Below are 24,706 nucleotides of genomic sequence, written 5' to 3' on the forward strand. Positions count from 1 at the left end.
GAAGAACTGAAAAAACAGGCCGGGAAAACCGCCGCTTGACAAACCATAACGAAAGAACTACCCCATGCCCGTCAACGATCAAAAATCAGCACCCCTTCGGTGTCTTTTTTATATGAGGCAATACGTTTATAATCTGATCAGTCACGGCAGGGTCCCGGGCTGAACTATGAATCAGTATCAACGAGGAAACGACGGCATGAACCAAAAAGCTCCAACCGGACACCTGCTTTTACAATCTACCCCTTTTCCCATAAAATAAGAAACCATTTTGAAACCGTTGACTTTATGCCCTCTTCCTGATTAAGTATGCACTTTCTATTCACAGAAAACGCGCTTGTGGTGGAATTGGTAGACACGCAAGATTCAGGTTCTTGTGCCGCGAGGTGTGGAGGTTCGAGTCCTCTCAAGCGCACCATTCATCTTCTTCAGAACATAATTTCCTGCTTCATTTCCACTGTTTTTTATTCTATTTCGGAGCAAATCGTTGTAGCGAAAAGATGAATTCTTTAGATCAATGCGACTTTTCTAAGAAAAAACAGAGACTGGTCGGGGTGACAAGATTTGAACTTGCGACTTCTACGTCCCGAACGTAGCGCTCTACCAGACTGAGCCACACCCCGTCGAAAAAGAAGCGCGCATAATATCTGTTCGGTGATGTTTTGCAAGCATTCTGTTAACAGTTCATTTTTACTTTTAAAACCGTGAGCTGAATGAAACTAAATTCCGTTTTTAACTTTGATCAGGTGCCTTGCGAGGTAAAAAATCACATCTCAATCATGGGTACCGGCAATAAAACTGAAAAACTCCGTGCGCTTTTTGTATAAAAGATTTGTAATAGCACTGTGTCGATGTTAGGGTTTTTCATAATTTATACGCAGTCTGTACACACGGGGTGTGCAGCGCACAGGAGAGGAACCTTAATCAGGAGAGGAGTGGTTTCGATGAAGAAACTTCTAGCAGCTACAGTTATCGCCGCAGGCGTTGCGCTTGCACAGCAGAATGTGCCCGTTCAGGACACGATTATTGTTGAACAAAAAGCAGATGTCGCAGTAATTGCAAACGTTGATCTGTTTTCCGCATACGTATGGCGCGGACAGGTCGTTAATGATTCATTGGTTGCTCAGCCGGCGGTCACGATTGAAAAAGCAGGCTTCTTCCTTGATATCTGGGCGAACTACAACATCGTCGGCAAAAAGAACCGTGAAGATACAGACTTTACGAAAGTTGAGTTTACGCTCGGCTATAAAATTCCGGTGAACACCGATGATTTTGATATCACTGTCGGGTTGACTCATTTTACCTTTCCGGAATCTGAAGGGCAGGTAAATCGTAAGGATGGTAACGACGACTGGGAAGACACAACGGAACTCTTCATTTCTTCCACGTTCTACGGCATTATTTTGAACCCGACGGTTGAAATCTATTATGACTGTGATCAGGCACAGGGCTGGTACGGCTCTTTTGGCCTCTCACATACTTTCGAGTTAAGCGATGCACTGAACATGACTCTTGGCGGTTCGATTGGCCTCGCCGAAGCTGAATGGGCGCGCGAACAGTACGGTGAAAGCGTAAGTTCCGGCTGGAATGATTATAATGCGTACGTTGCCGCTGAATATGCCCTGACCGAAGACCTGACGCTGGGTGCGCGTTTGCAATACAGCGTTCTCGACGGTTCTTATAAGCACGGTAAGAATAAAGATGGTACTAGACATTATGACGCAACAGACAATCTTGTCTGGGGCGGAATCTCTCTTTCCTATAAATTCTAAACAAACCGGAAGAGAATCAGAAAGCGCCTCATTTCCGGGGCGCTTTTTTATTTGTGTGATTAATGTAGACGCGCCGGCCGGTCTCATTAATATAACGGCCTAATGTAGCGGAGAATGAGATGGATAAACTGCTTAACCTGATAAAAAACAACGCGCGGGAATCTTCCGAGAATCTCGCCAAGCTTCTCGGCAGCAGTGCCGCCGAAGTGGATGCGAAACTGAATGCCTATGAAAAGGCCGGTATCATTCTGGGGTATCAGACATTGATCGATGATGAAAAGCTGGATGATACCTCTGTGACAGCCGTGATTGAGGTGCGCCTGATGGCGGAACGCGAAGGCGGATTCAACCGTAATGCGGAACGTATCAGCCGGTTTCCGGAGGTGCGTTCTGCTTTTCTCATGTCCGGCGGATACGATTTACTGCTGTTCGTCAGCGGCAGAACGTTGAATGAAGTCGCCAGTTTTGTAAGTGAAAAACTGTCGCCGCTGCCCGGCGTGGTGGGCACCAGCACGCACTTTGTACTGAAAGCATATAAAAAGAATGACATTTTAATGCGTACCCCTGATGAAAACGAACGACCCAGCATCTCTCCGTAATCGCACGGCTTCTCTCGTGCGCGGTCTGCCGCGTTCCGGAATCCGGGAATTTTTTGATATTGTCAGTCAGCGCGATGATGTCATCAGTCTCGGTGTCGGTGAGCCGGATTTTGTTACGCCGTGGCGTATTCGCGAAGCGGCAATCACGTCGCTGGAGCAAGGCTCCACGAGTTATACATCTAACCTCGGGCTGCCGAGTCTGCGCAGAGGCATTTCCGGCTATGTAAAAACATTCACCGGCGTCACCTATAATCCGGAGAATGAAATTCTCGTTACGGTCGGCGTGAGTGAGGCGATGGATATTGCGCTGCGCGCACTGATTAATCCCGGGGATGAGGTGCTTTATCACGAACCGTGTTTTGTCTCTTATAATCCGGCTGTTCAGCTGGCGTACGGCGTGCCGGTAAACGTTGAAACACCGGCGGAGAACGGATTTAAGCTTACGCGCAAAATGCTCGAAGAAAAGGTGACGCCGAAGAGTAAAATTTTAATCGTCAACTTTCCGACAAATCCAACCGGCACCGTGCTGTCCAAAAGCGAGGTCGAAGACATTGCGTCGTTCGCCATCGATCATGACCTGATTGTTCTGTCGGATGAAATTTACGGCGAACTGACCTATAACGGCACGCATCACAGTTTTATTTCCGTTCCCGGCATGCGCGAGCGCACCGTGTATCTGCACGGATTTTCAAAAGCCTGGGCCATGACCGGCTTCCGGCTCGGGTTTGCCTGTGCGCCGCCGGAACTGATTGAAGCGATGATGAAGATTCATCAGTACACCATGATGTGTGCGCCGACAACCAGTCAGCGCGCCGCGGTCGAAGCACTTAAAAATCCGGAAAAGGATATTGCCGAAATGCGCGACAGCTATTGCGTGCGCCGGAATTTCATGCATGCCGCATTTAAGGACATGGGCATCGATTGTCTTCTGCCCGGCGGAGCATTCTATATGTTTCCATCGATTGGTAAATTCGGACTCAGCTCGAAAGAATTTGCGCTCCGGCTGCTCGAAGAAGAGAGCGTTGCCGTTGTTCCCGGCACCGCTTTCGGCGCCGTCGGTGAAGGCAGCGTCCGCTGCTGTTATGCCACCGCGCTTGACGACATCAAAGAGGCTTTGGTTCGTATCAACCGGTTTATACAACGGTTATAAAATGAAATTGACGGCTCACACACAGCCGTGTTCAGGAAAATGGAAAATGAAAAAAGAACTGATGCTTGCGGTTCTTCTTTTTGCCGGCGGCGGCAGTGCCGAATTCCAAAACCGTGAATGGAACATTGAAGGATTGCGGCGCGAAGCAATACTCTGGATTCCGGCGGAAACAAACAATCCGGTATCGGTGGTGTTTGTATTTCACGGACACGGCGGCACCATGCAAACCGCGGTAAAAAATTTCCGTATTCACGAACTCTGGCCGGAGGCCGTTATTGTTTACATGCAGGGCGTACCGACGCCGGGCAAACTGACCGATCCCGACGGAAAAAAATCCGGCTGGCAGAATCGTTCCGGAATTCATGACGACCGCGATCTGAAATTTTTTGATGCCGTTTTTAAAACGTTGAAAGAGGAATTTTCGAGTGATAAAAATCGCGTTTATGCGATGGGGCATTCCAACGGCGGCGCATTTACATATTTGCTTTGGAGCGTACGTGAAAATTTATTCGCCGCGCTTGCTCCGTCCGGATCGTTGAATCCGGAAGCGTTGTCGGGAATAAAACCGGCACCGGTGCTTCACATTGCCGGCCGGACGGATCCGCTCGTAAAATATGAATGGCAGGAGTGGATGTTAAAAAACCTGAAAATAATCAACAAATGCACCGGCGAAAGTGAGCCGTGGGACTCTGCCGGCGATCTGACCGGCACCATGTATAAATCAGAAACCGGCACTCCGCTGATTACATTAATCCATCCCGGCGGACATGAATTTCCAAAGGAAGCGCCGGAACTCATCGTCAAATTTTTCAAGCAGCACGCAAAAGCCGGTCATTAAAATTTTCCCGGCGCTAACCGCGAATATTGAAAAACTATCGACGCAAAAAATACAAATTGGTCCGCAGATAACGCAGATAAGCGCAGATGTTAAAAGCACGGGATACACAAAACACACGGAAGTTTTGCAGAAGAGGGATTAGCAGAGAGGCAGAGTCGTAGACGCGGCGCCCTCGCCGCGTTCCGTGTTCGGAGTTTTCAGTTTACAATTGAGAGTTGAAACGTTCTCTGTGCGCTCTGCGGTTTATCTCTCATTCTGCCCATAAGTATTTTGCAATTTTTGCGGCTATACATGAATTTAAAATGCTCTAGCGGCACCCGGCGGCGCAAACGCCTGCGATGCTTGTGTCAAACAAACGCTCTTACGGTTCCTTTGTGAAGAGTGTACGAGGGTAACAGCCTGGGATACAACACGGTTATAATGCACATTTTAAAGTGTACTCATCACAGATGAAAGAGTACTTTTTCGTCAAGAAAACAAAGCGGGAGAAATAATAATGATTGTTTTAAAATCAATCCGGGTTCTTTGTCTGAGTATCTTCGTTCATGGTGTGTGCTCTGCGGCGACATATTACGTGGACGCAAACCGTGCGGATGACACCGGAAACGGACGGAGCTGGGCAGCTGCAAAAAAGACAATTCAAGCGGCAATTAATGCCGCCGTGGCCGGTGATGAAGTCCTGGTCACGAACGGCACCTATGCACCGATTTCGACGGCTAATAAAGCCATTACGATCCGCAGCGTCAACGGTGCGCAGTATACGGTCATTGATGGCGGAAATTCAAATCGCTGCGCGACACTGGGATCAGCCACTAACCATTTTAACACTGTTTTGGACGGGGTTACGCTGCAGAACGGGTATTCCAGTTCTGGCGGCGGGTCGTATTGCGGGACGTTGAACAATTGTGTGCTGACAGGAAATACGGCAGCTTCTTCTTATGGTGGCGGGGCGTATAGGGGCACGTTGAATAATTGTACATTGAGCGGGAATACGGCTTATAATGGCGGCGGGGCGTATCAGGGGACGCTGAATAATTGTATTGTCTGGGAGAATTCGACTCCGCATGGCAGCAACCATTATGGGTGTACTTTTTCTTATTCCTGCACCGCACCGCTGCCATCCGGAGCAGGTAATATTGCCGCAGATCCACGTCTAACCGATAACTACCGTCTTCAATCCGGTTCGCCCTGTATCAACGCCGGCAATACAAAGCTGGTGCAATGCGCTGTGGATATGGACGGCAACGCGATGATTCAGAATGGGCAGGTGAACATGGGCGCCTTCGCCGGCAGTGTGACGGAGTGGTTATTTACCGCGCAGTCAGAGCTCGTAACCGAAGTCGGGGGCGAAACAGTTCAGCTGCCGGTTTACGCACAGGACGGCAGTGCCTGGAGCGCAAGCACCACGGCGGAGTGGATTACACTTACGCAGGCCAGCGGAACCGGCGATGGAGTGATCATCTTCGATGTACAGTCAAATCCTGGTATTTCTCGTCGTAGCGGAAGTCTTGTGATCAGCGATGGCGTCCGCACATTCACGGTAGCGGTAACCCAAAGCCGGTACTGGTATGTTTCCGGGGCTGGAAATGACAGTTCCGGCGCCGGCTGGGATTCTGCTTTTCGCACAATTCAGACAGCGGTTGATGCAGCGATGACCGGCGATGAAGTCATGGTCACGAACGGCACCTATGCGCCGATTTCGACGGCTAATAAAGCGGTCACCATCCGCAGCGTTAACGGTGCACAACATACGGTCATTGATGGCGGAAATTCAAATCGCTGCGCGACACTGGGATTAGCGAACACTCACCTTGATACCGTTTTGGATGGGTTCACGCTGCAGAACGGGCATTCCAGGGATGGCGGCGGGTCGTATGGGGGGACGCTGAATAATTGTACGTTGAGCGGGAATACAGCTTACTACGGAGGCGGGACGTATTACGGGACGCTGAATAATTGTACGCTGAGCGAAAATGGAGCTTCTGATGGCGGGGGATCGTATTACGGGGCGCTGAATAATTGTACGTTGAGCGGGAATACGGCTTATAATGGTGGCGGGGCGCATGAGGGGACGCTGAATAATTGTATTGTCTGGGGAAATTCGGCTCCGAATGGCAGCAACTATTCTTCCGGTACGTTTTCTTATTCCTGCACCGCACCGCTGCCATCCGGAGCAGGTAATATTGACACAGATCCACTATTTGTGAATGCAGAAAATGGGGACTTCCGCTTAAGACTGGAATCGCCGTGTATTGATGCAGGTGTAAATACCCATGTCGTTGGTGACGTCGACCTAATCGGCAGTCCGCGCATTCATAACAATCGTGTGGATATGGGCGCGTATGAGTATTGTTCTTATACAATTGTCTTCGACGGCCAAGGCGGCACGACATCTCCTGAAAATAAGAGAGTGGCACGAGGGTTTGAATATGGAGAACTGCCTGCACCTGCTCGTTTCGGTTATATTTTTGATGGCTGGTATACAGAGCCCGATGGCAAAGGAACGTTTATTGTGGCAAACTCTATTGTAACGGCGGATATCGCTCACACTTTGTATGCTTATTGGTTGGTGGTGGACACATATACGGTTATTTTTGATGCTAATGGCGGGAGTCCGGCGAGCCAGGCTGTAACACAAATCTACGGCAGCAATTACGTGTTTCCCGTTGTTCCTGTCCGTAACGGGTATGCATTTAAAGGCTGGTTTACCTCTCCGGCAGACGGTGAACAGGTGATCGCCGTCACCGTGATGGATACACTGCCGACCATACCCTTTATGCACAGTGGGCGGTTGCACTGTATGTTGATGCAGCCCGTCCGGATGATAGCGGCGACGGCAGAAGCCGGGCAACCGCTAAGAAAACGATTCAGGCGGCAGTGGATATTGCTGCGGATGGTTATGAAATTGTTGTGGCAGACGGCACCTATGCCCCGATTTCAACAGTGAATAAAGCCATTACCATCCGCAGCGTCAACGGTGCGCAGCATACGATGATTGATGGACGTAATGCGAACCGTTGCGCGACGCTGGGGTCAACAGAGGGTCATACCAATACAGTGCTGTCCGGTTTCACGTTACGCAATGGACGTGCGGAAAACGGCGCCGGCGCGATGTACGGCACATTGCACAACTGTATTTTATCGAGGAACCGTTCTGTAGAATTCGGCGGCGGCGCGTATTACAGCAGGCTCTATAACTGTCTGTTAAGCGGAAACAGCGCCGGTTATGATGGCGGCGGAGTATATGAGTGTGACTTAACCGGCTGTACGCTGTTTGGCAATACAGCAGACTGGGGTGGCGGCGCGATGTCCAGCACGCTGAATAACAGTATTGTCTGGGGGAATTCCGCCAATACCGGCAGCAACCATTATTACAGTGTGTTTGATTATTCCTGCACTGCACCGCTGCCTGCCGGAAACGGCAATATGGCTGCCGATCCGCTCTTTGTCAGTGCGGACAGCGGCACTCTTTATCTGCAGGCGGATTCGCCGTGTATTAATGCCGGAAACAATGCATTTGCTGCGGGTGATGTTGACCTTGCCGGCAATCCGCGCATACAGGACGGCACAGTGGATATGGGTGCCTATGAGTTCGTCGCATATACCGAAACATCACCCGTACCCGTCCCTCATTATTGGCTGGATCAATACGGTCTGGCCCTCAACGGAAATCACGAAGCGGCTGCAGAAATGGATTGCGGGAAAGGTTATCCAGTGTGGCGCGACTATATTTCCGGCGTGAATCCAAGGGATCAGGAGGCCTGTTTCAATGCGTATTTTAAACGCATTGATGCCGACGATATTGAAATTTACTGGGAGCCGGATTTGGGCTCTGCCCGCAGATATATCATCGAAGGGTGTGAGACATTAACCGGTGCATGGCATCCGACATCGGCAACGAATTCACCCTATCGTTTCTTCCGTGTACATGTGGAATTACCGGAATAAAAACGCATACCTTTTCATTTACCGCACCGGAGCCGCGGTCAACGCCCGCGGCTCCAGAGCATTTTAAATTCATGTATAGCCGCAAAAACGCGCAACAATCGCAAAATAATTATGGCCGAATGAGAGATAAACCGCAGCGCGCACTGAGAACTTTTCAATTCTCAACTGTAAACTGAAAACCCTGAACACGGAACGCGGCGAAGGCGCTGCGTCTACGACTCTGCCGCTCTGCAATCCCTGATGCCTGATGCTTTCTGCAAAACTTCCGTGTGTGTTGTGTATCCCGTGGTTTAAACATCTGCGCTTATCTGCGTCATCTGCGGACCAATTTTTATTTTTGTGTTTTTTGCGGCTATAATTTTTCTGAATACACTCTAATTTTATAATTCGATAGTTGCAGGCGCGTCCGGCGGGCGCGCAATAATGAAAGCGGCAAATTAAACGGAAAGCTCTCTAACCGGCACGAACGCACACAACGAAGAACCTCTAACTCCGGTATCTGATTTTAAAAAAAAAGTGCCGGAGGGCATTGCGCCCTCCGGCCGGGGTTTTGCCGCGTGGGGAAACGCGGCTTTCGGGGATGGTATGAAACAAAATCTATTCTGTTTTGGCAACCTTTTTATTCGCGCCGGGTTCGCCTTCAAGCGGCTGCCAGCCGCCGCCGAGCGCCTTATACAGCTGAATGAGGTTCTGTATTACAGCACTGCGGCTCTGCACCCGCTGATCTTCAAAGGTAAGCATGGAGCGCTGGGCATCCAGCACAGACTGGAAATCGACGAGCCCGTTGTCGTAACGGTTAACGGCCAGTTCTTCAGCGCGGCGTGCGGCGTCGACCGCATGACTGAGTGACTGCAGGCGAAGCTGTTCTTTTTCAAAACCGGTCAGTGCATCGCGTGTTTCCTGTACGGCGCGCAGCACGGCATTTTCGTAGACCGCAAGTTTCTGTTCCTGTACAGCTTCCTGCGCTTTGATGTTGTTGCGGATGGATCCGCTGCGGAAAATTGCCCAGCGGATTCCGGGGCCAATGCTGTAGAAATCGGAACCGGAATCACCGAAGTCAGCCATTTTTATCGATTCGAGCCCGATGGATCCGTTGAGGGTGAGTTTCGGATAAAACTCGGACTTGGCAACGCCGATGCGGGCACTCTGTTCCGCCAGTTCGCGTTCGGCTTTACGCACATCCGGGCGCCGGCGCAGTGCATCCGCCGGGATTCCGAAAACGTCGCCGAGTGCCGCGACCGGAATTTCACCGCCCGTGCCGAGGCGGCCGTGCAGTGTGCCGGGCATGGCGCCGGTGAGTACGGCGAGAGCGTTCAAACTCTGCTCGACAGCCGTTTCAAGCGAGGGGATGGCGGCGCGCGTGCTTTCGAGATTATACCGCGCCTGGTGCAGCGGCAGCTCTTCTATCAGTCCGCTGTCGAAACGCGATTTTAACAACTCATAGGTCTGCTGCTGAACTTCAAGATTGTTTTGGGCGACGCGCAGCCGCTGCTGACTTGCGCGAAGCATGACGTAGCTCTGCGCGGTTTCAGCGGCGACAGAAACCTGAACGCTGTCGCGGCCGGCGTCCGCCGCTTCAAGTGCGGCAACGGCGGCTTCAACCGACCGGCGCGTTCCTCCGAAAATGTCAATTTCCCATGCGGCGTCAAAGCCGGCATGATAGAGATCGTTTTCATGCGTATGTGCAACATAATCGCTGGTTTTCGATCGCATGACACTGCCGGTGCCGTCAAGCACCGGTCCGTAAGCGGCACGGGCGATGCCAAGCCGCGCGCGGGCGGCGCGGACGGATGCGACGGCGGCGGTGAGATCGCGGTTATTCATGAGTGCTTCGCCAATGAGCTGTGTGAGCTGCGGATCGTTGAGTGTCGTCCACCAGTGGGTGAGCGAGGCAATGCTCGCATCCGGCTGTTCGTTTAATCCGGTACTCTGCCATTCCGGCGCTTTATAGTCCGGTCCGACGGAGAGACAGCCGCCGAAGAGAAACGGTACGAGCAGAATGATGAGCAGGTGTGCTTTTGAGCGCAGTTTCGCGACACCCTCTTTCAATACCCTGCCGGCGCGTTTGTTGTGTACGCCTTCACGCATTGACTGGAAGAGAACATAGAGCGGCGGAATCAGCACGATACCAAAACAGGTTGCAATGAGCATTCCCCAGAACACGGTCGAGCCGATCGCCCGGCGCGAGGCGGATGCGGCGCCGGTGGCGACCACCATCGGCCACATGCCGAGAATAAAGGTGAACGCCGTCATTAACACCGCGCGGAACCGCTGATGTGCACCGTCGGCGGCGGCATCCATAATGGAGAGCCCCTCCTCCCGCTTGTCTTTTGAAAACTCGACAATCAGAATAGCGTTTTTACAGGCGAGCCCGATGAGCAGAATCAGGCCGAGCTGGGCATAAATACTCAGCGGCAGGCCTTGCAGATGCAGGCCCAACAGGGCACCGAAGGATGCGGTGGTCACCGAAATCATGACCGGCAGCGGAATCGACCAGCTTTCATACTGTGCAACGAGGAAGAGATACGCAAAGATAAACGCCATCGCAATGAGCAGAATGTTACCGAAGCCTTCGTTTGTGATGGCTTCCTGATAACTCAAGCCCGACCACGAAAAGGTGTAGCCTTCCGGCAGAACTTCACCGGCTACGCGCTGTACGGCAGCCATCGCCGTACCGCTGCTGATATTTTTTCCGGCAATCGCATTGATGGTTGCGGCGGGAAATTTATTGTAGCGTTCGATGAGTCGCGGCGCAGCCATCGGCCGGACGGTTACTACGCTGCCGAGCGGTACCATGCTGCCGGCGACGCTTTTTACATAAAGCCGGTCGATGTCATCGGCATGATTACGAAAATCCCAGTCGGCCTGTACGATGGCTTTATTCACCTGGCCGTCAAAGTTGACATCGTTAACATAACGCGATCCGAAATAGTTCTGCAGCGTCGAGAAAATATCCTGTGCGCTGACTTTCATCAGCTGCGCTTTCACGCGGTCAATCTCCAGAAACAGATGCGGCGTATTCGCGGCGTATGTACTGAAAGCAAGCTGCAGTTCCGGCGCCTGATTCAAGGCGACGAGAAAACTGCGCAGCACGGAGTCGAGCTTCTGCGGATCAATATCAGCGGTGGACTGCAGCCGGATATCGAGTCCGCCCTGCGCGCCGAGACCGGGGATGGCCGGCGGTGTAAACAGGTTAATCTGCGCGCCGGGAATGGCGGAGGCGCGCTGCTGATATTTCATCAGCAGCGGACCAATTTGCAGATCGGAAGTTTTACGCGCATCCCAGTCGCTCAATCCGATGGCAAAAAATCCGACGTTTTCACCGGAGCCGCCGAGCAGACTGAAGCCGGTAACCCGCAACGCATAGTCGATGCCCGGCTCGTTATGGATTCCGCCGATAAATTCATTCATCACGGATTCGGTCTGATAACGGCTGGCACCTTCCGGCAGCAGTATGGAGCCCAGCAGCACGCCTTGATCTTCGTCCGGCAGAAAAGCGGCCGGGATAATTTTTGAATACTGCCAGATACCGAAAAACACGCAGAGCATGATGGCGACAGCTAAAAATTTGTGCCGTGCCAGACGCATAGAACCGGAAACATACTTGCTGCGCGTTTTGTTGAGCGCCGTTTCAAACCAGCGCAGCGGACCGTGCTGTTTCGGCGTTACCACCTTCAGTATGGTCGCGCAGAGTGCCGGACTGAGCGTGAGCGCGTTCACCGTTGAGAAACAGACCGCCGCCGAAATTGCGACAGAAAACTGCTGATAAATTTTCCCGGTGATGCCGCCGGCAAAACCGATCGGCACGAAAATCGCAAGCAGTACAAGCGTGGTGGCAATCACCGCACCGGTCACCTGCTCCATCGCTTTGATGGTCGCCGTTTTATGGTCGAGCTTTTCGGCATCCATCAAATACAATACGCGCTCCACCACCACGATGGCGTCGTCCACCACCACACCGATAGCGAGCACAAGCCCGAATAATGTCAGCGTGTTAATGTTGTAGCCGAACATCATCAGCACCGCAAAGGTTGCGAGCAGTGAAACCGGAATGGTCAGCGTCGGAATCAGCGTGGCGCGCCAGTCCTGCAGGAAAAGATAACAGACACCGACAACAAGTATAACAGTAATCAGCAGCGTGTAAACGATTTCGCGAATACTGACGCGCACCACGCGCGTGGCGTCATACGGCAGAATATATTCCATATCATCCGGAAACATATTTTTCAGCGATTCCATTTCGTTCTTAATGAGCGTCATGGTTTCGAGCGCATTGGCCTGCGTTGAACGCGTCAGACCCATCGCCACCGATGTTTCGCCGTTGTACCGGGCGCGATTCAGATAGGAGTCGGCGCCCTTTTCAACGCGTGCGACATCTTTCATATAAACTGTTGCGCCATGCTCACCGGTGCGCAAAACAATATGGTCAAATTCCGCCGGATCGTTCAGCCGGCCGAGGGTTTGAAGAATATATACCGATTGCGCTGTTCCATCGTTGTCCGGCGCGCTGCCGACAGAACCGATGGACGCCTGAATGTTCTGTGAACGGATCGCGTTCAGCACATCGCCGGAGCCGAGTCCCAGCGCGCTCAGGCGGTCGGAGTCGAGCCAGACGCGCATGCTGTATTTCGGACCGAACACCTGTGCGCTGCTGACGCCGGGAATACGTTCGAGCGCCGGCTTGATAATGCGGTAGGCGTAGTCGCTCAAATAAAGCTCGTCGTAGGTTTTATTCGGTGACCGCAGCGCGAGAAACCCGAGCATGTCTGAAGAACGTGCACGAACTGTAACGCCCTGCTGTGTGACTTCCGTCGGCAGCAGCGGCTCCGCCTGCGAAACGCGGTTCTGCACCTTCACCATCGCGATGTCTTCGTCCATACCGACTTCGAATGAAACCGATAACGTATACGAACCGGAGCTGTCGGAGGTGGACGACATATAGATCATCCCGTCCACGCCGTTCACCGCATCTTCAATTGGACCGGCAACCGTGTCGGCCACCACCTCGGCACTCGCGCCGGGATAGGTTGTTGACACCACAATTTGCGGCGGTGTCACCTGCGGATACTGGGCGATCGGCAGTGTAAGAATCGCCAGGCCGCCGGCCAGCATCAGTACAATTGAAATCACAACCGCGAGACGCGGACGTTCAATAAACACTCTTGAAATCATACCTTATTTCCCTTCAATGAGAGAGACCTTCACTGTTCCGCCGGGCCCTGTTTTCTGCAGGCCGTCAACAATCACGCGGTCACCGGCTTTTAAGCCGGAGGTGATTACTACGCGCCCCTCGATCGCTTTTCCGGCAGTCACCGGCGCAGACGAAACGCCGCCGTCGGCATCCACCAGAAACACAAACATGCCGTCTACGCCGGTCATGATGGCGCGCTGCGGAATCATGATACCCTTTTCATCATTCGGGTTGTGCAATACCGCTGTTACATAACCGTCCGGTACGAGCAGCCCGTCTTGATTGTTAAACTGATAGCGGATCGCAATGGTTCCGGTGGACGGATTCATCGCGTTATCGTCAAAATCCTTTTTGCCTTCACCCGGCGCCATCGTGCCGTCCGGCAGACGGACGGTAGCTGTGCGCAGATGACCCTGACCGGCAAGATCGGCGCGGAGGAATGCAAGATATTCGCGGTCGGTCATTGAAAATGTTACACGCACCGGATCAAACTGAACAATGTTCGCGAGACTGCCGGAAGAGGAAGTGACGTAATTTCCTTTGGTGAAGATCGCCACACCGATACGCCCTTTAACCGGCGCACGCACTTCCGTATAATTCAAATCAATCTGCGCCAGATTCAAATTGGCCTCCGCCTGTTGAATCGCCGCTCTGGCGCTGAACAGATCGCTTTCCGCCGTATCAATATCCACCTGCGAAACGCTGCGCTTATCCGCCGTCATCACGCGCTTATAATATTTTTCGGCGCGGTTCAGCTCCGCCTCTGCCCGCGCAAGCTCTGCCCGGCGCACACCGACGGCAGCTTTGTACTGCGACGGATCGATCGTAAACAGCAGGTCGCCCTCGTTCACCAGTGCGCCTTCTGTAAAATGAACCTTTTCAATGTATCCCGGGACCTCAGTGCGAACGCCGACGCGCTGAACCGGCTCCACTACGGCGATATATTCCGCCGCCGGTTTAATGAGCTCCTCTTTTGTTTGTACCGCCGTTACCGCCGGAATCTGAATTGCCGGCATTGCCGGCGTGTCGCCGGAAACCATGCTTGAAACCGGACGATGCAGCCCCCAGCCGGCCGCCAGTGAAATCACGGCTGTGCTGCCGTACGTTAAAACCGCCTTCTTCTTACTCATGCTCAGACTCCTTCTTTAAAACTGACCCTATAATCAAATCAAACCCGTCCGCCGCCGCTTTCTCGATATCCATTTGATCCAGCAACGCCGTACCGTTCCTTTTTGTCCCGTTGGAATTCACCTCACCGGAATGTCCCAGATAAATATTTGAAAGACCTACCCAGAACGATGCCAGCGTGATCACCAGATGATCCAGATTCACATCCGGCCGCAGCTGCGCTTTGATCGCCGGTGCCGACAAACTTTTTTTCAATTCATCCAGCGGGTCATTCCGAAGTTTTGCCATCATCTCATGCGTTTGCGTCAAAAGCTCCTCCGACCATTCCATTTGATAATTCAGGAAAAATTCAAATTTGCGGATAACCGGATCCGTCAACAGTTTTGCGTACGCAACAAACGCCGCACGGAAATCTGAGATCGAACGGATATCTGCCGCATTGAGGCCCACCCGCTCCTGCTTCTGTGCATGCATATGATCTATCAGCTCCGCCAGCAGCGTCTGTTTATTTTCAAAATGCCAGTATACTGCACCGCGCGTCATACCGATCCGGCGGGCAATATCAGTGAACGTTGTGCGGGTGTAACCTCTTTCACTGAACAGCACGAGAGCCGACTTCAACACGCTCTCCTTCGTCGCCATCGCTTCCGCTTTCGTCCTCTTCATGCATGCTCCTTCTCACCTGAAAAATAAAGCCGGGTTTATACATACATTCAGGTATGTATAACAAGAATAATTTTTAATATCTGGTAAAATCGCCGGTGAACTTACTGCCAAAGCCGCACTGCATCGATAACTGCTGAATAGATACCCCCGGGTAAACCCGGGGTTCTTAATTTCATTACAGCTCCTGTCGGAGCTGACCTGAACGCCGCGAAACTTTGCGTTCGCGGCATTCAGGAGGCTCATTCATCCACGGCTAAAGCCGTGGTGTTCTGTCTTCGACCGCATAAAATTCCGGCGGTGAAAACTGACGCGGCGTCCCCGCCGCATTCATACACGAATGGAAATGAGAATATTGCGTATGTGGACAGGCATCTTCCTTCGCTAGAGCAAATCAAGAAAAGTCATAGCCACAAAAACTCACAAAAATCTTGCGTTCCATGCGTTCTTTCGCGGTTACAATAAAAATTAAACGCTCTAAAGCTTCGGCGAGACAGGAGATGCCCATCCTCTATTTTGATCCTGTTATCCGGTCAAAAAACTAAACAGTTTCCGGCGTTAAAAGCAAAACAACCGTCCCGACGGAACGCGGCGGGGATGCCGCGTCTACTTTATTTGTCCGGCGATCCGTTTTCTTCCGGCGCAATGGTGACTTCGGCATCCGGCGGAGTTTCAAGGTCGGCGGGCGGAACCTCAGGCTGCGCATCGCTACCGCTTTTAAGCAGATCTTCAGGCACGAGTCCCGTTTCCAGAATTTCCATAACCTGCTCGCCGGCGAGTGTTTCATATTTGATCAGCAGTTCGGCAATCTGTTCAAGGCGCTCGCGATGATCTATTAAAATCTGCCGCGCGGTGGTGTGAGCTTCAGTCAGAATTTTATCGATCTCTTCGTCGATAGCTTCCGCCTTTTTTTCACTGTGATTTTCGGTGCGGTTGACTTCACGGCCGAGGAATATGAGCTCCTGATTGGCGCCGTAGTTGCGCGGCCCGAGTGTTTCGCTCATGCCGAATTCGCAAACCATCGCACGCGCAATGCGCGTGGCGCGTTCGATGTCGTTCTGCGCGCCGGTGGTGACGTCGCCGAAAACGAGCTCCTCAGCCGCGCGGCCGCCCATCATGCCGATGAGCATTCCCATAAGGCGCTTGCGGCCTTGTGTATAACGGTCTTTTTCCGGCAGCTGCATGGTAGCGCCGAGAGCGCGGCCGCGCGGAATGATAGTGACTTTATGAAGCGGCTCGCTTTCTTCCGTTTTGGCAAGGACGATGGCGTGCCCGGCTTCGTGATAGGCGGTTAATTTTTTCTCTTCGTCATCAAGCATGTGGCTGCGGCGCTCGCGTCCCCATGCAACTTTATCGCGCGCTTCTTCAAAGTCGGCCTGTTCAACTGCTTCAGCGCCGCGCCGCGCGGCAAGCAGCGCCGCTTCGTTGACGAGGTTCATGATATCGGCGCCGGAAAATCCGGGTGTGCCGCGCGCAATTCTCTTAAGATCCGCCTGTTCGGAAAGTTTGATTTTTTTGACGTGAATTTTAAAAATTTCTTCGCGGCCGACAAGGTTCGGCATGTCAATATACACCCGCCGATCAAAACGTCCGGGACGCAACAGCGCCGGATCGAGTACGTCGGGACGATTGGTGGCGGCAATAATAATGACACCTTCTGTGGTATCAAAGCCGTCCATCTCAACCAGCATAGCGTTCAGCGTCTGTTCCCGCTCATCGTGTCCGCCGCCGATGCCGGTGAAACGGCTGCGGCCGACAGCATCGATTTCGTCGATGAAAATAATACACGGTGCATGTTTGCGTCCCTGCTCGAACATATCACGCACGCGGCTGGCGCCGACGCCGACAAACATTTCAACAAAGTCGGAACCGCTGATAGAGAAAAACGGCACGTCCGCTTCGCCGGCGACCGCTTTGGCGATCAGCGTTTTTCCTGTACCGGGCGCTCCGGCGAGTAACAGCCCTTTCGGCATCTGTCCGCCAAGCCGCTGAAAGCGTTTCGGATTTTTCAGAAAGTCGACCACTTCCTGCAACTCTTCTTTGGCTTCTTCAGCGCCGGCGACATCGGCAAAAGTGATCCGTTTTTTATCGCCTTTCACAAGCAGTTTGGCGCGGCTTTTGCCAAAACCCATCGCTTTTCCGCCGGCGGCGCGCATCTGCCGGAACAGGAAAAAATAGATCACCCCGAAGACGAGCACGAACGGGACGACATTCCAGAAAATCTGCATAAACTGCGAATCCGGGCGAAATTTAAATGTCACATTATTCGCCTGCAGCATATTGAGCAGATCCGGCGTAATAACGACATCGACACGGAATTTTTCAGGACGGCCGGTTTTGGCGTCGAGAGAGGTTTTTTCGCCGGTGATAAAATCGCCGTTACTGGTGCGCATAATTTCGCAGTTGCGAATGCGCCCGTCTTTCACCAGTTCGACAAAATCGGGATTATAGGACATCCGGCTTTGCTGATCTGACGGCGTAAACATCTGCAGCAACATCAGTATGCCCATGATAACCAGAAAGATGGTGAAAAAATTGCGCATCGGCACCGGCGCTTTCACCTGCGGCGGCTTTTTGGGGTTATCTCGTTTTTCTGTTTGCGGGGTCTCGATCTTTTTTTCCATAAAATTCCTTAAAATAAACGGGGATTGTATCACCGGGTTTCCGGTAAATCAACGAACTCCGCGTTTTTAAATAAAAACCGCACGGAATGGCTGCACAGCGTTGCGCGCACTTCTAAATAAAAATACGGTGACGCCCGTTGTAAAGTTTATAACGACAGCAGCTCCTGAACATCGTTCCAGGTGAGACTGCGGGTAAAGTCGCTGTCCTTTTTCAAAGTGGCATCAATGACACTTTTTTTACGTTTCTGCATTTCAAGAACTTTTTCTTCAACGGAATCTTTGGTGATAAGTTTTACGCTGTAAACGGTGTTTTTCTGACCGATACGGTGCGCACGGTCCGTGGCCTGATCTTCCACCGCCGGATTCCACCACGGGTCATAATGGATAACCATGTCGGCGCCGGTGAGGTTCAGTCCGCTGCCGCCGGCTTTCAGGCTGATTAAAAATACCGGAATGGAGCGGTCGGTATTAAACTGATGCACCATGCGCTGCCGGTCCTGGGTTGCACCGTCGAGATAACAGTATTTCAGACCGCGCGTTTCAAACTCGCGGCGCAGTATTCCGAGCATGGATGTAAACTGACTGAAGACGAGAATGCGGTGCTGCGCATCGAGCGCCTCGTTGACCAGTTCAAAAAACAGCTCCATCTTTGCCGACGGAAATTCACTGTTCAAATCCGGCAGTTTCAGCAGATCCAGGTGGCAGCAGGTCTGGCGCAGGCGGAGCAGCGTTTTGAGAATCTGCATGCGCGAACGGTTGAACCCCTGCGCCGCGACCATATCGCCGATTTTACGTTTCGCATGTTCGAGCAGCTCGCGATAGACCATGTACTGATCCCTGCTGAGCGTGCTGAATGCAACGCGTTCGATTTTCGGCGGCAGATCTTTGGCAACCTCTTTTTTCAGCCGCCGCATGAGGAACGGATGCAGCTTGCGCCGGAGTTTCAGTTGCGCGAGACTGCCGTCCGGTCCGCCGTGAGAAATCGGCAATTCATAATGTTCGCGAAAAGCTTTATGATTGCTGAGATAGCCCGGCATCAGGAAATCCATGATCGACCACAGGTCGGCAACGCTGTTCTCGATCGGCGTTCCGGTGAGTACGAGTTTATGCAGCGCGCGGATTTTTTTAGCCGCCACCGCGTTTTGCGTCGTGCGGTTTTTGATGTGCTGCGCTTCGTCGAGCACCGTAACGGAAAATTCATATTTCAGATATTCATCCAGGTCGCGCCGGAGTAATGCGTAGGATGTAATAACGAGATCGACATTGCCGATTTTTCCGATGTGCTCATGCCGGTCGGCGCCCTGCATTTTCAGCACGCACAGCTGCGGTGTAAATTTCGCCGCCTCTTCCCCCCAGTTATCGACGAGACTCGTTGGACAGATAATGAGCGCCGGCTTTCCGCGCGCGGCTTCGTTAATGCGCTCGAACTGCAGCCAGGTTAATGTCTGCAGTGTTTTTCCCAGACCCATTTCGTCGGCCAGAATTCCTGCAAAGCCGCTGCGTTCAAGAAAGCGCAGCCAGTAGACGCCCTCTTTCTGATACGGGCGTAAGATCTCTTCCAGCGTTTCACCGAGCGGTTCCGGTGTGATTTTTTCTTCACGGTTTTGTTTTTCGGCGCGCAGCCGCCAGTCCGGCGGCGCCTCGACGTCGACGCCGTCGAGCGACATGAGCGACGCCTGCACATAAGCGGCATAAATATCGTTCATGCGGAATAAACCGCCGGCGCCGGCGGCATCCACTGCACAGTCGCGAAAAATATCGCGGGCAGTTTCAATAGCATCAATATCAAGCAGAACGGTACGCCCGTTTTTCTCAACGAAAGCATCGCCCATATTCAGGGCGCGCTGAATTTCGCTTTCGCTTAAACTCTGTTCGCCGGTGCTTTCATATTCGTAGCCGACGTCGAAAAATCCGTTGCCGGATTCGTGAATATGAATGACCGGCAATGTAAACTCGGCTTCGTCCATAAACGGCGCAATGCGTCCCTCCATTTCGATACGCCAGCCGTAACGGCGCAGGCGCGGCACCGCGCCGCCGAGAAAATTCAGCACTTCGCGCGTGCCGACGACCGACGTAAGCAGATCGCCGCGATGTCCGCGAAAACCGGAAAAAGCCAGCTGATCGAGCGCGCGTTTTTCGGCGTCGATGTTGCGCACCTGATATTCCATAATATCGGCGGCGCTCGGGACAGCAAAATGTCCGGCGGGCTCTTCACGCGCGGCGATGAGCGTGTTGGCCCCGTATTCCGCATAAAGCCTGGCGGAGAGCGATGCACGGCTGCCGCTGACAACCAGCCGGAAACGCGGCTCCGCCGGTTTTAGGATAAACAGATCCGGCGAAATATTGGTGTCTACCGGAATCAAAAGCTGCAGCCCCGGAAATTCCTGCTGGATAAAACCGGGAACAGCGGCGCGCGGAATGCGCGCAGCCTGATGATAAATTCCGCGCAGCGGCGGCGGCAGCAGTGCATCGATTTTCCGGAATGTCCCGCCGGAAAAAACCCAGCCGGCGCGGGCGCCGATAATGAACAGCGGTTTTTCACCGCTGTCCGGTACATCGGTTTGAATCGACAGATTCAACTCGCCGGTATTTTCATCCAGCAGAACGCTGAGCCGCGTCGCCGCAATTTCCGGCGATACCGTCAGCGGTTTTTCCTGTCCCTGTACAAACAGCGGTTTATTGATGAACAGCTGCAGGAGATTGATAAAATCATTTTCAGCCGCGGTAAACTGTCCCTGCGCCGGACCTTCAACAATATCTTCAAGCACGAACAGCAGATTTTCGTCGCGCGGTGTGAACGACAGCGGCAGATCGCGCGGAACATCGTTCAGCGGCATCATGTGACCCTGATAATTTGCGGAACAGAGCATAGGGAAACGCCCCCCTTCTGCCGCCGTCCGCCAGTGACCTTCCATTTCAATCCGCAGAATCGCCGAAACTGCCTTCGGCGAATCTGCCGGCACGCGCTGAATATATTGCGACTCGTCAAACTGCCTCTGCCGTTCCGCCTGACGTTTTTCGCGCGCCGCTTTTTCTTCACGCAGCGGATCGCTGTACTGCCGGATTGCGGCGAGGCCGAGCGCCACCAGATGCACACAGATTAAACCCTTTTCCTGATTGTCGCGGCACGGGCACAGATTATCCACCAGTCCGTCCGGCAGGACTTCAAACCTGCTGCGCATGCCGCGTATACCGAGCGCCAGTTCGCCGGAAACAAACGGCGGATCAAACTCCACGCTGTCTACCACGCCGCGTTCAAACAGCAGTTTGCCGTCGCGGTATGCTTTCCATCCCGCCCAGTCCTGCAGAATTTTCTGTGTAAACGGCAGCTTCATTCTACGGTTTTTACCTCGTAACAAAAGGTAACCATTGTCTTCAGCCGGACAAAAAATACGAGCCGTTTTTTGCGTAAAGATTGAAAAACTTGCCGGACAGTAAAATGTGTTTAAATCACCTCTGCCGCTCCCCTGCCTGCTCTGTTTTCGCCGTTTTCCGGCGTTATAACCCTGTGGATTGAAAACTTCCGCCGGCGCGGCCGGTCTGGTATAAAGGCTGCATTGTTTTAAGAATGGGAGCCTATATGTCAGGAGATCAGAAGCGGCAGCTGGAGCAGAAGCTGTGGAGTATTGCGAATGAACTGCGCGGCAAAATGGATGCCGACGAGTTTCGCGATTATATTCTCGGATTTATCTTTTATAAATATCTGTCAGAAAAACAGTGTTTATATGCCAACAAACTGCTGAAAGGCGAAAAAACGGAAGAGTACCGGAATCTGACAGACAATGATCTTTTAAAAGCCATTCACGATGAATCGCTCGAAACGCTGGGCTATTTTCTGAAACCGGCAGAGCTGTTTGAATCGCTGGTGGAACGGGGCAGTTCCCGCGCGGAAAAATCCGCCGGCGATGAGTCCGCTCCGAACTATATTCTCGACGACCTCGAAAATGTACTGACGCATATTGAGCAGAGTACAATGGGAACGGAGAGCGAAGACGATTTCAACGCGCTGTTTGAGGATATTGATCTGCAGTCAACCAAGCTCGGACGCAGCGTTTCCGCGCGGAATGAACTGATTGTGAAGGTGCTGTCGCATCTGAACGGCATTGATTTTAAGCTGGAGGATACCCGCGCCGATATTCTCGGCGACGCCTATGAATATCTGATTGGACAGTTTGCCGCCGGCGCCGGCAAAAAAGCCGGCGAGTTTTATACTCCGCAGCAGGTGTCCACCGTGCTGGCGCGGATTGTTACCACCGGAAAAAACAAACTGCGGTCGGTTTATGATCCAGCCTGCGGCTCCGGCTCGCTGCTGCTGCGCGTGGCGAAAGAGGCGGACGTGGCGGAATTTTTCGGACAGGAGATGAACCGCACCACCTTCAACCTCTGCCGTATGAATATGATTCTCCACGGTGTGCATTACCGCGATTTTGATATTCAGCAGGAGGACACGCTCGAAGCGCCGCGACATTTAAATTTCCGTTTTGAAGCGGTGGTTGCCAATCCGCCCTTTTCCGCCAACTGGAAAGGCAAAAATAATCCGCTGCACCTGACCGACGAACGGTTCTGTGAATACGGCGCGCCGGCGCCGACCAGTAAAGCGGATTTTGCATTTGTTCAGCACATGATCTATCAGCTGGCCGACAACGGAACCATGGCGTGCGTTCTGCCGCACGGCGTTCTGTTCCGCGGCGGCGCGGAGGGCACAATCCGCCGGCACATGATTCAGGAGCTGAATGTACTGGATGCGGTCATCGGACTGCCGGCAAATCTGTTTTACGGTACATCTATTCCCGCCTGTATTCTGGTGATTAAAAAATGCCGGCAGAAAGATGATTCCATTCTGTTTATCGACGCCAGCGGCGAGGGCCATTTTGAAAAGGTGAAAAACCAGAATGTACTGCGCGACGCAGATGTCGATCTGATTGTGAAAACCTACCGCGAGCGGAATGTGATTGATAAATTCAGCGTTGAAGCCTCGCTCTCGGAAATTGAGGAGAACGACTGGAATCTGAATATCCCGCGGTATGTGGATACCTTTGAAGAGGAAGCGCCGGTGGATCTGGAGGCGGTGGCAAAAGAACTGAAAAAACTGGACGAGCGTATGGTTGAAACGGATCGTGAAATTGCGGGATTCTGTAAAGAGCTCGGCATTCCGGCGCCGTTTTGAATGGATTGAGAGAGGAAAAATGGTAGGGCGGTCAGTCCCTTGACCGCCGCACGCATGCGCAGAATATATTTTAGACAGGATTAACGGGATAAACAGGATTATGAACAACGAATTTTTAACCGCGGATGACGCAGATATAAACAGATGAGAGTTTTTTACAAAAGGGAACAAAGGAAAACGAAGATTCCAATTGCTAATGAACGTTAATGAACGCAAATGAAGAATTATCCAACAGAAGATCGCAAAAAACGCGAAGAAAAATGGTAGGGCGGTCAGTCCCTTGACCGCCGCACGTATGAATGGAATCAAGCCACTGAATACACGAAAAACTGAAAATTTTAGACAGGATTAACAGGATTTTTGAAGAGAGAAAGTTAGCCACGAGAATGCACAAAAACGCACAAAAAAAAGTTCCTGAACTCCGCTTTCCTGAGTTTGAGGGAGAGTGGACAAATAAATCCTTATCAGAATTTCTCATTCCAACTTTTCGGGAAGTGAACAAGCCAACTGCTTTATACAAATCCATTGGTGTACGAAGTCATGCAAAAGGGACTTTTCAAAAAAATGATTTTGATCCTACAAAAGTAGCGATGGAGAAGCTTTTCGAAGTGCGCGAAGGAGATCTTATTGTAAACATTACTTTTGCCTGGGAAGGTGCAATTGCTATTGCAGGGAAATATGATGATGGCGGATTGGTTTCTCATCGATTCCCGACTTATGTATTTAATAATGACATTGTTTGTAGAGATTTTTTTCGGTCAGTTTTTGTTCGAAAACGGTTTCGGTCTGTATTGGAATTAATTTCCCCCGGAGGTGCTGGGCGAAATCGAGTGCTTAGTAAATCTGCATTTTTAAATATACAATGGGATTTCCCTCCTATTCTCCAAGAACAACAAAAAATTGCCGCGTTGCTTTCTGCGGTGGATCGAAGGATTGAGAGGCTGGAGAAAAAACGGAATTTATTGAAAGAGTATAAAAAAGGGCTGATGCAAAAACTGTTCAGTCAAACTCTCCGCTTCACCGACGATAATGGCCGGCCTTTCCCCGATTGGGAAGAAAAACGGTTGGGGGATGTTGCTGAGGTAAATCCATATACTGATGGTTTCCCAGATAGTTTTATATATATTGATTTGGAAAGTGTTGTTGGCGGGCTATTAATCCAAGAAAATCAAGTGAGAAAAGAAAATGCGCCCAGCCGAGCTCAGCGTGTGTTGAAAAAAGGAGATATCCTTTTTCAATTGGTGCGGCCATATCAAAAAAATAACTTTTTCTTTGATCGCAAAGGCGGGTTCGTTGCATCGACAGGATATGCCCAATTAAGAACAAACCAAAATAAAATGTTCCTTTACCACTGGCTTCATATTGAAGATTTTGTCCGAAAAGTTCTCTTGCGATGTACGGGGACGAGCTACCCTGCAATCAATTCGAGAGATCTGGAATCAATTAGAATTTTAATGCCGTGCATTCAAGAACAGAAAAAAATCGCGGATTGTCTTTCTGCAATGGATCGAAAAATTGAACAGGTCGAAAAACGGATTTTACAAGCGCGCGAGTTTAAAAAAGGGCTTTTGCAAAAGATGTTTGTGTAAGCAGTTTGTTGGATGAAAGTGACATAATGGACTGGAATGA

The 24,706-nt window shown here is 51.8% G+C and carries 13 protein-coding genes and 2 tRNA genes; 9 read left to right on the top strand and 6 right to left on the bottom strand.

Annotation, left to right across the window (positions count from 1 at the left end; all coding sequences use genetic code 11):
* Positions 1-330 precede the first annotated feature (330 nt).
* Positions 331-415, top strand: a tRNA-Leu gene (locus WC959_09220).
* Positions 416-543: 128 nt separating this feature from the next.
* Here WC959_09220 and WC959_09225 read toward each other — a convergent pair.
* A tRNA-Pro gene (locus WC959_09225) sits at positions 544-620 on the bottom strand.
* A gap of 321 nt (positions 621-941) precedes the next feature.
* Between WC959_09225 and WC959_09230 the strand changes: the two genes are divergently transcribed.
* The 6 genes from WC959_09230 to WC959_09255 all read left to right on the top strand — a co-directional run bounded on the left by WC959_09230 (position 942) and on the right by WC959_09255 (position 8,304).
* The gene (locus tag WC959_09230; GenBank protein MFA5689311.1) at positions 942-1,769 is read left to right on the top strand and encodes a TorF family putative porin; all 828 of its coding nucleotides are present in this window, start codon (positions 942-944) and stop codon (positions 1,767-1,769) included.
* Between the two features lie 119 nt (positions 1,770-1,888).
* Complete coding sequence (locus WC959_09235; GenBank protein MFA5689312.1) at positions 1,889-2,368, top strand: Lrp/AsnC family transcriptional regulator; 480 nt, start codon at positions 1,889-1,891, stop codon at positions 2,366-2,368.
* Positions 2,337-3,518: an aminotransferase class I/II-fold pyridoxal phosphate-dependent enzyme gene (locus WC959_09240; GenBank protein ID MFA5689313.1), complete on the top strand. Its 1,182-nt coding sequence runs from the start codon at positions 2,337-2,339 to the stop codon at positions 3,516-3,518. The genes WC959_09235 and WC959_09240 overlap by 32 nt, the downstream gene beginning before the upstream one ends.
* Before the next feature lie 46 nt (positions 3,519-3,564).
* Positions 3,565-4,356: a hypothetical protein gene (locus WC959_09245; GenBank protein ID MFA5689314.1), complete on the top strand. Its 792-nt coding sequence runs from the start codon at positions 3,565-3,567 to the stop codon at positions 4,354-4,356.
* A 496-nt stretch (positions 4,357-4,852) separates the two neighbouring features.
* Positions 4,853-7,303: an InlB B-repeat-containing protein gene (locus WC959_09250; protein ID MFA5689315.1), complete on the top strand. Its 2,451-nt coding sequence runs from the start codon at positions 4,853-4,855 to the stop codon at positions 7,301-7,303.
* Positions 7,234-8,304 carry a choice-of-anchor Q domain-containing protein gene (locus WC959_09255; GenBank protein ID MFA5689316.1) on the top strand — a complete coding sequence of 357 codons (1,071 nt, stop codon included), beginning with the start codon at positions 7,234-7,236 and terminating at the stop codon, positions 8,302-8,304. Before WC959_09250 ends, WC959_09255 begins: the two co-directional genes overlap by 70 nt.
* Positions 8,305-8,901: 597 nt before the next feature.
* On the opposite strand, the gene WC959_09260 is transcribed toward WC959_09255, so the two are convergent.
* The 5 genes from WC959_09260 to WC959_09280 form a co-directional block, all read right to left on the bottom strand.
* Complete coding sequence (locus WC959_09260) at positions 8,902-13,476, bottom strand: efflux RND transporter permease subunit (protein MFA5689317.1); 4,575 nt, start codon at positions 13,474-13,476, stop codon at positions 8,902-8,904.
* A 3-nt stretch (positions 13,477-13,479) separates the two neighbouring features.
* Positions 13,480-14,625: an efflux RND transporter periplasmic adaptor subunit gene (locus WC959_09265; protein ID MFA5689318.1), complete on the bottom strand. Its 1,146-nt coding sequence runs from the start codon at positions 14,623-14,625 to the stop codon at positions 13,480-13,482.
* Positions 14,618-15,289, bottom strand: coding sequence for a TetR family transcriptional regulator (locus WC959_09270; GenBank protein ID MFA5689319.1), 672 nt, complete (start codon positions 15,287-15,289; stop codon positions 14,618-14,620). Before WC959_09270 ends, WC959_09265 begins: the two co-directional genes overlap by 8 nt.
* A gap of 608 nt (positions 15,290-15,897) precedes the next feature.
* Positions 15,898-17,910, bottom strand: a complete 2,013-nt coding sequence (ftsH, locus tag WC959_09275; GenBank protein MFA5689320.1) for an ATP-dependent zinc metalloprotease FtsH — start codon at positions 17,908-17,910, stop codon at positions 15,898-15,900.
* A 146-nt stretch (positions 17,911-18,056) separates the two neighbouring features.
* Positions 18,057-21,245, bottom strand: coding sequence for a DEAD/DEAH box helicase (locus tag WC959_09280; protein MFA5689321.1), 3,189 nt, complete (start codon positions 21,243-21,245; stop codon positions 18,057-18,059).
* 245 nt (positions 21,246-21,490) lie between these two features.
* On the opposite strand from WC959_09280, the gene WC959_09285 reads away from it, so the two are divergent.
* Positions 21,491-23,077, top strand: a complete 1,587-nt coding sequence (locus WC959_09285; protein ID MFA5689322.1) for a type I restriction-modification system subunit M — start codon at positions 21,491-21,493, stop codon at positions 23,075-23,077.
* Positions 23,078-23,463: 386 nt separating this feature from the next.
* Complete coding sequence (locus WC959_09290) at positions 23,464-24,666, top strand: restriction endonuclease subunit S (GenBank protein ID MFA5689323.1); 1,203 nt, start codon at positions 23,464-23,466, stop codon at positions 24,664-24,666.
* Positions 24,667-24,706 lie beyond the last annotated feature (40 nt).

Source organism: Kiritimatiellales bacterium (assembly GCA_041656295.1).
Lineage (GTDB): Bacteria > Verrucomicrobiota > Kiritimatiellia > Kiritimatiellales > Tichowtungiaceae > Tichowtungia.

Bases quoted from the DNA above. Each gene is read 5' to 3' on its own strand.
- ftsH (MFA5689320.1), bottom strand. From the start codon at position 17,910: ATGGAAAAAAAGATCGAGACCCCGCAAACAGAAAAACGAGATAACCCC.
- WC959_09245 (MFA5689314.1), top strand. From the start codon at position 3,565: ATGAAAAAAGAACTGATGCTTGCGGTTCTTCTTTTTGCCGGCGGCGGC.
- WC959_09280 (MFA5689321.1), bottom strand. From the start codon at position 21,245: ATGAAGCTGCCGTTTACACAGAAAATTCTGCAGGACTGGGCGGGATGG.
- WC959_09285 (MFA5689322.1), top strand. From the start codon at position 21,491: ATGTCAGGAGATCAGAAGCGGCAGCTGGAGCAGAAGCTGTGGAGTATT.
- WC959_09250 (MFA5689315.1), top strand. From the start codon at position 4,853: ATGATTGTTTTAAAATCAATCCGGGTTCTTTGTCTGAGTATCTTCGTT.
- WC959_09265 (MFA5689318.1), bottom strand. From the start codon at position 14,625: ATGAGTAAGAAGAAGGCGGTTTTAACGTACGGCAGCACAGCCGTGATT.
- WC959_09235 (MFA5689312.1), top strand. From the start codon at position 1,889: ATGGATAAACTGCTTAACCTGATAAAAAACAACGCGCGGGAATCTTCC.
- WC959_09240 (MFA5689313.1), top strand. From the start codon at position 2,337: ATGAAAACGAACGACCCAGCATCTCTCCGTAATCGCACGGCTTCTCTC.
- WC959_09270 (MFA5689319.1), bottom strand. From the start codon at position 15,289: ATGAAGAGGACGAAAGCGGAAGCGATGGCGACGAAGGAGAGCGTGTTG.
- WC959_09290 (MFA5689323.1), top strand. From the start codon at position 23,464: ATGCACAAAAACGCACAAAAAAAAGTTCCTGAACTCCGCTTTCCTGAG.
- WC959_09230 (MFA5689311.1), top strand. From the start codon at position 942: ATGAAGAAACTTCTAGCAGCTACAGTTATCGCCGCAGGCGTTGCGCTT.
- WC959_09260 (MFA5689317.1), bottom strand. From the start codon at position 13,476: ATGATTTCAAGAGTGTTTATTGAACGTCCGCGTCTCGCGGTTGTGATT.